The sequence below is a fragment of the Hymenobacter terrenus genome (genome assembly GCF_000972495.1).
Taxonomy (GTDB): Bacteria; Bacteroidota; Bacteroidia; order Cytophagales; family Hymenobacteraceae; genus Hymenobacter; species Hymenobacter terrenus.
The window spans coordinates 81,771-95,623 of the sequence record NZ_LATM01000003.1; the positions used below are offsets into that span (position 1 = coordinate 81,771).

The 13,853-nt window shown below is 58.6% G+C and carries 10 protein-coding genes and 1 pseudogene; 8 read left to right on the forward strand and 3 right to left on the reverse strand.

The genetic code is table 11. The features are described from left to right. The first annotated feature begins 57 nt into the window (after nucleotides 1-57). Nucleotides 58-1,062 carry a hypothetical protein gene (locus WX88_RS06960; protein ID WP_046243627.1) on the forward strand — a complete coding sequence of 335 codons (1,005 nt, stop codon included), beginning with the start codon at nucleotides 58-60 and terminating at the stop codon, nucleotides 1,060-1,062. A gap of 76 nt (nucleotides 1,063-1,138) precedes the next feature. Here WX88_RS06960 and WX88_RS06965 read toward each other — a convergent pair whose 3' ends face one another. Continuing rightward, entirely contained in the window at nucleotides 1,139-2,695 is a 1,557-nt protein-coding gene (locus tag WX88_RS06965) for an OmpP1/FadL family transporter (protein WP_046243628.1), read from the reverse strand. A gap of 77 nt (nucleotides 2,696-2,772) precedes the next feature. Next, nucleotides 2,773-4,155 (reverse strand): hypothetical protein, encoded by a 1,383-nt coding sequence (locus tag WX88_RS06970; RefSeq protein WP_046243629.1) that lies wholly within the window; start codon nucleotides 4,153-4,155, stop codon nucleotides 2,773-2,775. Nucleotides 4,156-4,430: 275 nt separating this feature from the next. Between WX88_RS06970 and proS the strand changes: the two genes are divergently transcribed. The 3 genes from proS to floA all read left to right on the forward strand — a co-directional run bounded on the left by proS (nucleotide 4,431) and on the right by floA (nucleotide 7,512). Next, nucleotides 4,431-5,906: a proline--tRNA ligase gene (gene proS, locus WX88_RS06975; protein WP_046243630.1), complete on the forward strand. Its 1,476-nt coding sequence runs from the start codon at nucleotides 4,431-4,433 to the stop codon at nucleotides 5,904-5,906. Nucleotides 5,907-6,017: 111 nt separating this feature from the next. Then, nucleotides 6,018-6,482: an NfeD family protein gene (locus WX88_RS06980; protein WP_046243631.1), complete on the forward strand. Its 465-nt coding sequence runs from the start codon at nucleotides 6,018-6,020 to the stop codon at nucleotides 6,480-6,482. Nucleotides 6,483-6,513: 31 nt separating this feature from the next. After that, nucleotides 6,514-7,512: a flotillin-like protein FloA gene (gene floA, locus WX88_RS06985; RefSeq protein ID WP_046243632.1), complete on the forward strand. Its 999-nt coding sequence runs from the start codon at nucleotides 6,514-6,516 to the stop codon at nucleotides 7,510-7,512. Between the two features lie 188 nt (nucleotides 7,513-7,700). On the opposite strand, the gene WX88_RS06990 is transcribed toward floA, so the two are convergent. After that, nucleotides 7,701-9,779, reverse strand: coding sequence for an OmpA family protein (locus tag WX88_RS06990; protein ID WP_052732434.1), 2,079 nt, complete (start codon nucleotides 9,777-9,779; stop codon nucleotides 7,701-7,703). Nucleotides 9,780-10,033: 254 nt separating this feature from the next. On the opposite strand from WX88_RS06990, the gene WX88_RS06995 reads away from it, so the two are divergent. The 4 genes and pseudogenes from WX88_RS06995 to WX88_RS27305 all read left to right on the forward strand — a co-directional run bounded on the left by WX88_RS06995 (nucleotide 10,034) and on the right by WX88_RS27305 (nucleotide 13,846). Then, nucleotides 10,034-12,067 (forward strand): TonB-dependent receptor, encoded by a 2,034-nt coding sequence (locus WX88_RS06995; RefSeq protein WP_156175986.1) that lies wholly within the window; start codon nucleotides 10,034-10,036, stop codon nucleotides 12,065-12,067. 143 nt (nucleotides 12,068-12,210) lie between these two features. Next, a pseudogene (gene tssD, locus WX88_RS31955) lies at nucleotides 12,211-12,465 on the forward strand (type VI secretion system tube protein TssD); the annotation flags it as partial. A 576-nt stretch (nucleotides 12,466-13,041) separates the two neighbouring features. Next, entirely contained in the window at nucleotides 13,042-13,326 is a 285-nt protein-coding gene (locus tag WX88_RS31960) for an HNH endonuclease (RefSeq protein WP_316932315.1), read from the forward strand. Between the two features lie 4 nt (nucleotides 13,327-13,330). Then, nucleotides 13,331-13,846 (forward strand): SMI1/KNR4 family protein, encoded by a 516-nt coding sequence (locus WX88_RS27305; protein WP_052732435.1) that lies wholly within the window; start codon nucleotides 13,331-13,333, stop codon nucleotides 13,844-13,846. Nucleotides 13,847-13,853: the final 7 nt, after the last annotated feature.

Consider the following 13,853-nt stretch of genomic DNA (forward strand, 5'->3'; position numbering starts at 1 on the left):
CGTTAAAGGTAATAGTCCCTGGCTTTCGTCCGCCGGGGCGCCCCCTACCTTTGCATCATGCGCTTCCGCTTCCTCTTATTATTTCCGGGCCTGCTCTTGGCCGCCTGCGCCAAAACCGATGCACCAGTGCGGCTCGACTTCATTGGCACCACTACCTTGACTTCGGGTAACCGCACGGTTGGCGTCAACGATACGCTCATAACCCGGGCCTACGCCGTGGGCAACGACAACCTGCTCAAGCGTCTGCGCATCACCGTCACCTACGAGCCCGGCCCCCAGCCCATTATCTACCCTGTGCCGCTCTCGTCCTACGAACCCGAAAATAATGACCCGCCCTCTCAGACCATCACGTACCTGGACTCGCTGGTAACCCCCATCACCTCCACCTCCGCTTACCGGGGGGGCGAGCTTTTATTTGAAAATCGATTCTCGGCGCGTTCTACTTCTGGCACCGAGGTCTGGCGCTACACCGTGACCGATGAAACCGGCGAGAGTGCCTCACGGGCCTACCGCCTCACGGCCCGCAAAACCGATTCGGCCGCCGTATTTCACAGCTACACGGCCCGGCTGCGGCCAGTGCCCAGCAACCAGCCCAGTGTTGCCCAGGTTCGGGACCGCGCCCGCGTGTTTCTGAATCTGCGCTTGGGCCTGTTGCTACCCAAGTATGCCGTCATCAATAACGAGAACAGCCTGTCCGAAAATCAAGGGCTGATTGACTTGATAGGCGTGGCCGGTAACAACACCGTCAGCCTAAACGCCCCCGTCGGCGCTACTCTCAATGCTAATTGGCTCCCAGCAAACCGGCGGGCTACCCAGCTACGCCGAACCACCCTCACCCTAGAAAATTTCAATAGTGCTGCCACCACGGCCGCCTTCAATGAGGCTTTCAATAATGGAACTCGTTTTACTAACGAATTCAGTACCGGTAGCTTGGCTAAGAATCAAGTCATAGCATTCAAGGCCGTGGGAGAAGGTGCGGAATATACTGGCCTGCTACTGGTATCCGATTTAGTGCTTGGTACGTCCCCCGTTCTCACTTGCTCGGTTAAGGTCCAGAAGTAAGTCGCAACCACCCAAACAAAAAGGCTGCCCCATCACGGAGCAGCCTTTTTTGTAAATGATTATTTAATTAGCTGTGCTAAAAGGTGATGCCCGCCGTTATACTGGTGGTATAGCGGTTGTTATTCACTTTAACCAATGGCTCCAGCCCGTTTGAGTCATAGGGAGTGTAGAGCTGGTTAACGGTGGTATACACAGCAGCGGCATCAATGAAGAAGTTGCCTTGCCGCAGCCCTGCACCAGCCGTGTAGAAGTTTTGCACCCGGTCAATGTTGGTGTTAGCCTTATACGGGTCGCCGTAGCGGGCATACCCCAGACGCACCCGGAACACGTCGAAGCGGCCCTCAGCCCCAAAGCGCAGGTTGATGGTGCTTTTATATCGGGCCTGGATGTCGTTATTCTCAGCGCTGAAAGAGTAGTCATCGCCATTGGCATTGTCCGAATCGTTACGCAACCGCGCCTGACCGTAGCCTACATACTCAACATCACCAGTCACGAAGCCATACTTGCCTATCGTATACGCCACCCCACCATTGGCTCGGAAAGGTGTGGTGAGGGTGTATGCATAATCGTTGGCAGGCCTCGACACCGTAGTCTGCCCTATCGGCAAGTCATCAGGTATCGGGTCAGTGCCTTGAACGCTAAAATCGGACGTCAGTCGTTCACTGAACGTATCAGTGAGGCGTATGAAAGTAGGCGTTTGCACCGACGCTCCCAACCGCAGATTGTCAACCACGCGGTAAATAACCCCCAGTCGGGCATTAAATCCCGTCCCCTTAGTCTCCAGCTCGGTCCGGCTAACCAAGCTGTTGAAGTAGGTGTTGGGGTCATTATCAGCCTCCGTCAAGGTTCTAATCTGCTTGTAGTTGGAACTGACAATCCCAATGCCACCCCCGATGTATAGCCGGTCGCGGTAGCTGGCCCCGTAGCCTAGATCAAACTGCGACACCGACCCCGAGTTGGTAATCACCTCACCCTGATTGATGGTGCTACCTTGGCGCCGCAACACTACCGCTGAGTCGACATTACTGCGGTTAACCACTATGTTAGCTAAGTAAGCGCCGTAGGCCAATCCCAGGCCTGATGTATAGTCGTTCTCATCTACTTGCCTGTCCAAGTCGGTAAAGTCCGTCACACTCCGGGCCGCTGGTTGGAAGCTTGATAGATACGACTGGTTATTATTCAGGGTGCCTTGGTAGCGCGAAGCCGAGTTAAAATCAGCCAAACGGGTAAAGCCTAGTGCGAATGCTCCACCGCGCCAGTTAGTGCTTTGGTCGCTATCAGGCCGTCTGGTAGTCAGCACCAAGCCTCCACTAGCAATATGGAAGCTGTTTTTGGCCTCATTCTGCGAGGCCGCAGTGTTATCCTCAAGGCGAGCATCCCCCTGCCCTAAACCAATACCTGGCGTGAGGTGTATCTCCGACTTCTGGAATAAGCCCAAACCGGCAGGGTTGCTACTGAGGTTGCCGAAATCAGCGCCGAGGGCTACATTGGCTCCCCCGATGCCCAATGTCCGGGCGGGGCCGCCAAATTGTAGGCGCGAATACTGCAAAGCATCGCTGGCACCTTGGGCAAAGGCGTGGCTGGCCTGCCCCATTGCGAGGGCCAGGCTAAGCCAGATTATCCGTTTTTTCATAGGGTTGGAAGAAAAAGGAGCCGGCCGTTGGGCCGGCTCGCTAGGGAATTATATTAGCAGAAACCTTGGCAGGTGGCTTAATTACCACGGCTACGGCTGCGGCCACCACCGCCACCACTATTTCCTCCGCCATAAGACGGTGCCGAATAAGAAGGCTGGCTGTACGACTGCCGCTGGGGCTGTTCGTAGCTGCGTTGCTGCGGTTGCTCATAGCTGCGCTGCTGGGGTTGCTCAGCAGTGCGTTGCCGGGGCTGGTCATACGACCGCTGGCGAGTGGGCTGTTCAGTTGCCTGGCTGCCCACATTGCTGGGTTCCGAAAACACGTTCTGGAAGAAGCCTCCGCGACGGCGTCCTTCCTGGGGCTGCGGGGTAGCGGCTGGCTGCATCTGGCCGCTTTGTGGAGCGGCATCAATACTGCGCCAGCGGCCCCGGCGCTCATCACGCGCTATCTGGTCGCGGTTGGGTTGCGCATCCAAAGGCTGTGCGGTGTTGGCAGCAGGATCCAGGTTCTGGTAACGAGGCTGGTCGGCCCGCTCCATGCGCCGGGGGCGATTAAACGATTCATTGGTCCGTTCTGACTGCACACCGGGGGCAGCCGTCAGCACTTCACCACGCGTCCGGCCGCCATTGGTAGCGTCCGGCATTGGCTGAACCGTGCCAGGAGATGCCATCCGCTCGCTCGTCCGCATGCGGCCATTGCCCGTGGGATTGCTGGTGACCGTGCCATTCGGGTTGCTCACTCTTCCCGACGAATACCGCCCATCGGAAGCGCGGTCGGTCCGGTGGCCCGAAGTGCGATAGCGGGTATTGTCGTTGACACCACCGTAGTTCCCGCTGTAGCCGTAGTTTCCGCCACGGTAGCTGTTGCCATAGTAGCCGCCCCGGCCATAGTAGCCACCATAGAAGGGGCTGCTGTAGTAGTAAGGGTCGTAAAAGCTACCATAACCATACCCGTAGGGCCGGCCGAATCCGCCATACCCCCAGGAGCGTCCGAAGCTGATGCTAATGCCGGAACCATAGCCGTAGCCAAATGGGCTGTAGAATGGGCTATAAAAAGGGTCATAAAAGCCACCGTAAGCATAGGGCGAGACACCCCAGGCTGGGCCACCCCACCCGTAAACGCCACCGTAGCTCAGGCTGGTATAGGGGGTGTAGGGCGTGTAATAGCTCAGGCCGGGGCCCTGTGCCCCGCGCATGTAGGTGTAGGAGTCGTCGTAATACTGATCGGAACCACTGCTCTGGCGGGGCGACGATTTGGCAGTGCTACCATTGTAGTCGGGATTAGCCGCTTCGTCGGTGGTAGCCGGCGCGGGGGCGGTGCTCACAATGGCCGTGGTGTGGTCTTTGGAGGAATAGTATACTCCATCGTCTTCCGAGGAGGTAAGGGCCGTAGTGCCCGCACAGCCACCCAGCGCAAACAGGGCCAAAGCGGGCAAACAGGCAGTGAGCAGGTTTTTCATGACTCAAAAGGTATAAGGGTGGGGAGACTTACCGTAAAGTAACAACGTAAACGGTGGAAGCTGGATTAAGAGGTGAAAAGACAGTAGTATTTTAGCAGACAACGCAAAAACGAGCAGCTGGTAACTACTTCTGAAACGTAACCACTAAACCAAATGGACGCAATACGAGGTCCACAGTTTAATAACGTAATTTGACCCCGAAACGGTGCCCTTGGGCCAAGTCAAATCTTGTACCAGATTTGGGAACTTTTTCGATTACCTCTAAGATGCATCTCATGAGCAAAAAGTTGCCCACCCGCCAAGAAGATTATTCTCTTTGGTACAATGAATTAGTAAAGCGTGCCGGTCTGGCCGAAAATTCGGCCGTGCGTGGCTGCATGGTTATCAAGCCCTACGGTTATGCCATTTGGGAAAAAATGCAGCGCCAGCTGGACGATATGTTCAAGCGAACGGGCCACGAAAATGCGTATTTCCCCATCTTTATTCCCAAAAGCTTATTTGAAGCCGAGGAAAAAAACGCCGAAGGATTTGCGAAGGAATGCGCCGTAGTAACCCACTACCGCTTGCAAACCGACCCTGACAATCCTGGCAAGCTGCGCGTAGATCCGGCTGCCAAGCTGGAGGAAGAGCTGGTGGTGCGCCCCACTTCGGAAGCCATTATCTGGAGTACCTACAAAAACTGGGTGCAGAGCTACCGCGACCTGCCGCTGCTCATTAACCAATGGGCCAACGTGGTGCGCTGGGAAATGCGCACCCGCCTGTTTTTGCGCACGGCCGAGTTTCTGTGGCAGGAAGGCCACACGGCGCACGCCACCGCCGAAGAAGCCATTGCCGAAACCCGCCAGATGCTCGATGTGTACGCCGAGTTTGCCGAGGAGCACATGGCCCTGCCCGTGGTGAAGGGCGTGAAAACCCCCAACGAGCGATTTGCCGGTGCCGAGGATACTTATTGTATTGAGGCGCTGATGCAGGATGGTAAGGCGCTGCAGGCCGGCACCAGCCACTTCCTAGGTCAGAACTTCGCCAAGGCATTTGATGTGACCTTCGCCACCAAGGAAGGGGGGCTGGAGCATGTATGGGGCACTAGCTGGGGTGTGAGTACCCGCATGATGGGTGCCCTCGTGATGGCCCATTCGGATGACGACGGCCTCGTGCTACCGCCCAAGCTGGCCCCGATTCAGGTCGTCATCGTGCCTATTTACAAGACCGGGGAGCTCGATGCGCTGCTCGAGCGCATCCGGCCCATTCAGCAAGGGCTTATTGCCCGCGGCATTTCGGTGAAGCTGGACAGCCGCGACACCGAACGCCCCGGCTTCAAGTTTGCGGAGTGGGAATTGAAGGGGGTGCCCGTGCGCCTGGCCATCGGCGCGCGCGACCTGGATGGCGGCACCGTGGAAGTGGTGCGCCGCGATACCAAGGAGAAAATGAGCCTGCCCCTGGCCGACATCGTAGCCAGCGTCGACCAGCTGCTGACCGACATTCAGGCCAACATCTACGCGAAGGCGAAGAAATTCCGGGAAACCCACACCACCCGCGTGGACAGCTACGACGAGTTCAAGCGCGTGCTTGATGACGAGGCCGGTTTTGTGCTCGCCCACTACGACGGTACTTCCGAAACCGAAGAGCGCATCAAGGACGAAACCAAAGCCACTGTGCGCTGCCTGGCCCTGAATGAGCCCGACGAAGAAGGCGTGTGCATGGTGACTGGCCGGCCGAGCACGCGCCGCGCCTATTTCGCGCGGGCTTATTGATTTTGGGTTGTCGTGACGTAAAAAGAACGAGGTAATAAACCCGTTGTGCAGGGCGCGGCATGACGGGCTTATCTTTCACTATTCATCACTCACCACTAATTCCTTTCGCCCATGCCCTGGCTCACTATTGCGATGTTACTATTGTTCGGCCTACTGTTCGTAGCGGCCGAGGTGATTTTTATTCCGGGTACGACAGTGGTGGGCGTTGTTGGCTTTGTGCTGCTGGTGATAGGTGTGTGGCTCGGCTATCGCGACTTGGGCACGCCGGTGGGCCACTACGCCCTGGTGGGGGTAGTGGTGCTGGCTGGGCTCATTGTATACGTCGGGTTGCGGCCCAAAAACCTGGCCCGGGTGGCTCTCACCAGCGTAAATGATGGTTCGGTGCAGGATGTGCGGCGGCCCGACGTAGCACCCGGCACAATTGGCCGTACGCTATCGGCGCTGCGGCCGGCGGGCACGGCGCTGTTTGGTACCGAGCGGCGGGAGGTGGTGACGCGGGGTGAATTCGTGGACACGGACAGTGAGGTGCGTGTGCTGGGGATTGAGCATAACCGTATTGTGGTGGCCGCCGCCTAGCTTGGTTTGAAATTCGGCGTTACCTTACGCCATGAATTTCCCCCTCTTCCCCCTACTAGTGGCGGCCATTGTGCTGCTGGTGTTCCTGTACTTCTTCCCCATTAGCCTCTGGGTAACGGCTATTTTTTCGGGGGTGCGGGTCAGTCTGTTTCAGCTGGCGTTCATGCGGGTGCGGAAGGTGCCGCCGTCGCTCATCGTCAATTCGATGATTACGTCTACCAAAGCGGGCTTGCAGCTCACGGCCAATGATTTGGAGACGCACTTTCTGGCCGGGGGCAACGTGCCCAGCGTTATCAAAGCGCTGATTTCGGCCGATAAAGCCAATATTCCGCTCACTTTCAAGCAGGCCACGGCTATCGACCTGGCGGGCCGTAACGTGTTTGAGGCCGTGACCACCAGCGTGAATCCGAAGGTGATAAATACGCCCAACGTGGCGGCCGTGTCGCAGGATGGGATTCAACTCATTGTTATTGCCCGCGTTACGGTGCGGGCCAATATTGCGCAGCTGGTGGGCGGTGCCGGTGAGGAAACCATCCTGGCGCGGGTTGGGGAAGGTATTGTGACGAGCATCGGCTCATCGAAGTCGCACAAGGAAGTGTTGGAAAACCCGGATAAAATTTCCAAACTGGTACTATCCAAAGGCTTGGATGCGGGTACAGCTTTCGAAATTCTGTCTATCGATATTGCCGACGTGGACATTGGAGAAAACATCGGGGCCAAGCTGCAAACTGACCAAGCCAGCGCCGACCTGCGCGTGGCCGAGGCTCGTGCCGAAGAACGCCGTGCCATGGCCGTGGCCATGGAGCAGGAAAACCGCGCTAAAACCCAGGAGGCGAAGTCCCGCGTGGTAGAAGCCGAAGCGGAAATCCCCAAAGCCATTGCCGAAGCTTTCCGCAGCGGCAACCTGGGTGTGATGGATTACTACAAGATGCGCAACGTGCAGGCTGATACCGAAATGCGAGATTCGATTGCCAATCCCGGCGGCAGCGGCAGTATCAGGCCGGGAAGGGAAGAGGGGCGGCAGTCGTAACAGTAACGGCTCAACGGGGACAGGTGCTCCTCTGCGATGGAAAGGAGCACCTGTTCATTCAAATCGCATCTGAATCATATGCTCAATGAAAAAGCCCGCGTTATAGCGGGCTTTTTCATTGAGCATAATTAGTATAAGACCGGTGCCCCCTCTTCAGCGGGGAGGGGAGCCGGTCCCCGTTGAACGTCCTACTTCTTCGTAATCGTAAATTCTACCCGCCGGTTCTTGGCGCGGGTTTCTTCCTGGTCGTTGCTGGCTATGGGCCTGGTGCCGCCGAAGCCTTCGGTGGAGATGCGGCTACCGTTGATGCCGTGGGCGCTGAGGTATTTCTTCACTTCATTCACCCGGTCTTGGCTGAGCTTGAGGTTGAGGGCGGGGTCGCCTTGGTTATCGGTGTGGCCGGAAATCTTGATTTCCACGGTTGGGTAGTCTCTCATCACCCGGATGAGGCGGGCCAGCTCGGGGTAGGAACTGGTGGAGAGGTAGTATCTACTCTGCTGAAAGAAGATGTTATTCATCTTCACGGTCTGGCCCACGTTGAAGGGAACGAGGAACAGGTCCTCCTTCTGTTCGGAATACTTGTCCTTGGCCGTGACGTCGAGGTTGGTGTTTTCGGCGATGTAGCCTTTGGCTTCGGCGCGGTAGCCGTACTGCACGCCGCTGGGCAGCACGATGGTGTAAGAGCCATCGACGGGGTCGGTTTCGGTGACGCCGATTTCTTCGCCGGTAAGCAGATTTTCGTAGTGAATAATGGCCCGGATAGGCTTCTTGGTGTTCACATCGAGTACCCGGCCAGTCACCAGCGTCACTACCTCGGGTTGGAAGGCGGGGGCCAGCGAGATGCGAAAAATGTCTTTGGAACCGTCCGTGCCGTTGCGCGATGATACGAGGTAGGCGTCCTGGCCCGCGGCCGAGATGGTATAGTAAGCGTCAAAATCCGGCGAGTTTACGACCGGGCCGAGGTTGCGCGGCGGGCTCCAGTTGGTCCAGGTATCATCGAGGCGTTTGGTGTAGAAAATGTCGGACTTGCCGTAGCCACCCCGGCCTTCGCTGGCGAAGTACAAGGTCTTTTCATCGGCCGCCAGGAAGGGGGCGAAGTCCGACTTGATGGTGTTTACGTTCGGGCCCAGGTTTTTGGGCTTGGTCCAGTTGTTGGGCACGTTCGGCACGGGAAAGCTCACGAAAACGTCTTGCCCGCCAATGCCATCGGGACGCTCCACGGCCATGAGCAGGGCCTTGCCCGAGGTCGCCAGGAAGAAATCGACGTGCTCCTTATCCAGGTTTACAAAGTTCTGGATGACCTGGGGCACGGGTTGGGTCCAGCCCATGCGGGTGCGCTTGCTGAGGCTACAGCCCAGCGGGTCGATGGTGCCGTCGCGGTTGTAGATATTGATGACGATGGCACTTTGGCCGTTGGCCGACACCGAGGCGATGCCGTTGGGGTCGTCGGGCGTGTTCACGGGGGCACCGAGGTTTTTGGCGAGGCTCCAGGTTTTGTTCTTGCCGCTGAGCAGGGTAGAATAGAAAACGTCCTGCGGGTCGCGGTTGCCGCCCACATTGTTAGGGTTGCTTTCGCGGGCGAAGTACAGCGTGCGGCCATCGGGCGAGATGACGGGGTGGGTGTCGACGTAGCGCGTGTTCACGTTCGGTCCCAGGTTCACCAGGGAAGAGTCGAACTGGGTGGATTTTACCACGTCGGGGCCTTTGGGAGCATTAAATGCCTGCTTCACCATAGTCGAAGCCACGTCGGCAATGCCAATGGCGTCAATCTGGTTCACCCCTTCCACCTTGGCGGTGTTCATGCGCACTATCACCCCCAGGGTGCGGTATTCGGCGGGCGGAAACCGTATTTCCAGGATACGAAAGGGCTCGGGTAGGGGGCCGGGGTTGTCGTTAGTATATACTTCGTGATGCTCGCCCTTGGTGTCTACCAGCTCGACTTTGGTGATGGAGCCAGGGTTGAAATTTTCTACAATGTTTACCTGCTGGGCAGTTATGGAGCGGGCAAAGCGCACTTCAATAAATTCGTTTGCTCCTTCCTTCCGCGGAATCCAGGCATCATTGCTGATCTGGCCCAGGGGCAGGGCGTTGGGCGTGCTCAGTACCTGAGAGGGAGAAAATGGGTCTTTGCCCTCCGACTGTTGCGACGACACGGCGACGAGACGGGCCGCCCATTGTACGTGCTGGGCCTGAACGACAGTGGTGCTCAATAGCACTATAACCAACGATGTAGCGCCCAATAGGTGGCGAATAAGGTAATTATTCATGGTATCAATAGCAGAAAAAAGAAACAGACACACGGTGCTCAGCAAATTTAAGCCAAGGGAATGAGGACACCGTTGTGTTTGCGACAGCTAACCTAACAAAAACTATTTCCTAAACCTCAAGAGCCAATGTATTACCTTCCCGGCGCGGCACTGCGGGGCACTATTTCGCGGGCCGTTTGCAGGTGGTTATTCAGCGGTTCTTGGTGGGTCGGCGCGGGGGCGGGGCAGGGAGCCGCGCCAGCTGCTGGCGTGCCGTGGCGGCGATTTTAGGGTTGTTCCTGGCGTTGCTGCCTGCCCCGGGCCGGGCGCAGGTGCTGGTAGGGGCCACACCGTTTGGGCCGGTGTTTAGCAGGCTGCGACCAGCGGGAGCCGATACCTCGCTGCTGCTCGTGACCCGGGCCCGGCGGGTAGGTGTGAGCACCTTCGTGCAAAACAGCGGCATCCGGGGCTACTTGCAACTGGGGCCGCGCCAGCAGCTGCGCTACCGCGTGGGCACCGACATGATTTACGACTCGCGGGGCACGCCCGCCTTCGTGCGGGAAGACTATGGGGCTGATGTGGCACAGGTCTTCACCCTCGACGAAGCCAACCACTGGCAACTGGGCCAGCAGCTGCACTACGACCAAAGCCGGGCCAATGCTACCCGCACCGGTCTGTGGCTGGGCCGCCTGGGCTACCAGCGCCGCCTGCGCCCGACCAGCCCCACCGATTCCTTGTCCCAGATGCGCCTGACCGTGCTGGGTGGCTTGGCTACCGACCGCCGCAACGGCCGCGATGATGCTGGCTTTGCCTATGGCTTCGACGCGGCGGCCCTATTATTTACTAATGGGCCTGCGGCGGCCCCGCTGGTGGTGCGTATGCTGGGCACCCGGGCGGCGCTAGGGCCGCGCACCATGCAACGCCTAGTGGCCGAGGCGGCCGGTGAGCAAGCCTTCTTGCCCGAGATGCCTCTCACGGTGCAGGGGCAGGTGGGCTACCGTACCAACCGCGCCGAGGACTACCTCCTGGGCTCAGTACAGCGCATTCAGTCTGATACGGTGGCGGCGCAGGTGGGGGCGTCATACCGCATCAACCCTTTTGCCACGCTGCGCTCGGATAATAATCTGCTGCTGCCTACCCGGGCCTTCCGGTACCGCCGGCTGCGTGAGGGGGCCGACACTTTGCAGGACGTGGGCTACCGGCAGCGCGAGCTGGATACCCGCCAGGAGCTGCGCTTTACGGGGGCTAAGCTGCAAACTGCCATCAGTTTTAGTTACCGTGAGCGGACTCGTGCCTACTACCTTGACAACTCCCGCAACCTGCCCGCGCCGCGCCTGGCTACGGTATTGGCCCGGGAGCAGGTGAAGGACATCACCGAGCAAACCACCCAATGGCAGGCCAACCTGACGTGGCTGCCCGCGCCCCGGCATTCCCTGGCCCTGCTGGGCAATGCGCAGCTCCTGCGCGTAGATGCCCCCAGCAAAGACAACCAGCAGACCCGCGATGAGTTGCAGAATCTGCTGCGCCTGACCTGGACGGGCCGTTGGGCCGGAGCCTTTCGCACCACGCTGGGGTTGGCCGGCGAGTACCGTCGCACGGTGTTCATCCGGGCGGGGCAGAGTGCCGAGAATTATGCCGACCACCTGCTGCACTGGGAGCCTGGCTTCACCTGGGCCCCCGGCAAGTGGAGCATCCGGTCCAACTACCACCTCTGGGTGAGCTATCAGGTGCGCGATCTGGTCAGCGAGCAGGGCCGCAACCGTGCCAGCCGCGTGCTGGAACAAACCCAGAGCATCACCTATCAAGTACGCCCCCACCTGCTACTGCTGGCTGATTATGTGCGCCGCGAAAATCGCGTGGGCCAGCTCGACTGGGCTAAATTCCGCGAGAGCCCGCTCGATACCAGCGTGACCCACGACTTTGCCATTGGGGCACGCCAGAGCTGGGCCGGGCCGCGGGGCAGCACCAGCCTACGCCTGGGCTACCGCCTGCTGGAGCAGCGCAACTACGGCCGCGCCGCCCTGGTGTCGGACGCGGCTAACGGGCCGTCTTCCACCCTCATCTACTTGCGCAATATCACTCGGCAACAGGGGCCCGAGGTGGCGGTAGAGCGCCGCGCCACGGCTAATTTCAACCTCACGGCCAGCATCTGGCTGCAATGGCTGCGCACGTTCTCAACCTACACCGCTGGCCGCGGCAACTATGTCGGCAACAGCTATACCGCCGTGGATTTGGATCGGGAAACGCGCCGGCTGCTGCCGTATTTCGAGCTGGCGGCGGAGTGGCGGGTGGGGGCGCGGACTCGCTAGGCCGCTAGTCGCTTTGGCTCGCGTTACGCAGAAAGTATTTCCGGTTTGGCCGTAGCTTGCGGTGTCGGCCATCTATCCTGGTCGGCCCCATCAGCGAATGAGTTCATTTTATGCCGAGCTGCAGGTAGGGGGGGCAGGTATACCCCCTGCGGCGTTGCTCCTATAATTTCACCCAGGCCATCAACCCCCGCGGCCGGGCCATTGAGCAAGTGCGCCACGGCGGGCTGGACATCGAGGCCGATGTGCCGGCCGACACCTTCCTCGAAGGCTGGGCGGCAGCCGTCTACCAGCCCCTGCCGGGGCGAGTGGTCTTTTATGCGGGCGCAGGCGGGGCGGCGCTGGAAACCGTGTCGTGGGAGATGGGCCACTGCGTGGGCTACGACGAGGCGTTTGATGACGGCGGCGATAGCGGCGGGGAGCCCTCGTATCGGTGTTTCGTGCGCATCGTCTCGCCCAAGCTGGAGCTGCACGCCGGAGCACCCATGCCCTATGTGCCAGCGGCGGCGCGGGAACATGGCGTGCCGCCGATAGCAGTAGCAGCTCTGAGCAGCGCGGTGACTACTGGTCCGCGGACACTAGTCTCGCCGGATGATATACCGCCGCACCTGCCTGCACCCCAGCCTAATCCTTCGCCCGACCATCAGCAGGTGCGCGTGAGCCAAGCGGAGTGGGCTGCTATTATCAAAGACCGTTGGGAGGACAATATTCCATCCAAGAACGTGAAGTTTACACTGCTGCCCGCCCATTACAATACGGAGTTTCAGGTGACTGGCGACCCATTTACCTACCGTGTGGACGGCCAGGGTAAGGTTGTGGCCGTCTACGATGCTGCGACTCAGAAATCCTATAATGTCACTGGTACGCGCAAGGGGTTACCAGGAATCCCACTCACGCTCACGGGCGAACCTACTTATGCGGGGACTGTTCACATGTTCCCCGTTACGGGTAACCAACGCAACGTAGTGCAAATTCAGATGACTGGCAACCGCGACGCCGATTTTAAGGCTGCTAATGCGGCGGCGGGATTAGCCGATTTAGTCAAGTCACAAGGGCTTCGAGCTGTCCGTCCCCCGGAAGGCTACACTTGGCACCATCGGCGTGATTTTGTGGCCACGGACCCACCGCATCCGCCGTACGGTACTTGCACGATGGAATTAGTGAAGCAAAAAGCCCATCGAGACACTGCGATTCATCTTGGCTCGTGTGAGCAATGCAACGAACAGTATGAGAATGTTCTTGGCCGAAAGCTTTATAAATGACCTTATGGAACCGACCCCTTTTCTCCGCACGCAGAAACCCGCTACACTTGCCGACTTGGCTGTTATCGAGCAGCAGTACGGCTTTACACTGCCGGACGACTACAAAGCCCACGTTTTACGATATAATGGTGGCTTTCCCGCCCGCTCCTCTTTTATGGAAGTCGCGCCGGATGGTGACCAGGTAGAGCGTGGAATTAACAGTTTCTACGCAGTTCGTCACGGTGAAAACACCCTTGAGAGCAGTTTGAAATCGCTCTATGACCAACTGCACCCTGACCTAGTACCGTTTGCTGATGACGGAGGGGGCGACCAGTTCTGTCTATCGGTTGGACCCAAAGATTACGGAAGCATTTATTATATCGGGCTCGAATCTTATACGCCGCCAGAAGGAGAATATGACGAAGAAACTAAAACCTGGGGGCCGCCCGCCCCGCTGGATTACGGCACGGGCGTACATTTCCTGGCCTCGTCCTTCACGGCTTTTATGAATGGCTTGGTGGATGTTCCCGACCAGGACTGAGCGCCCT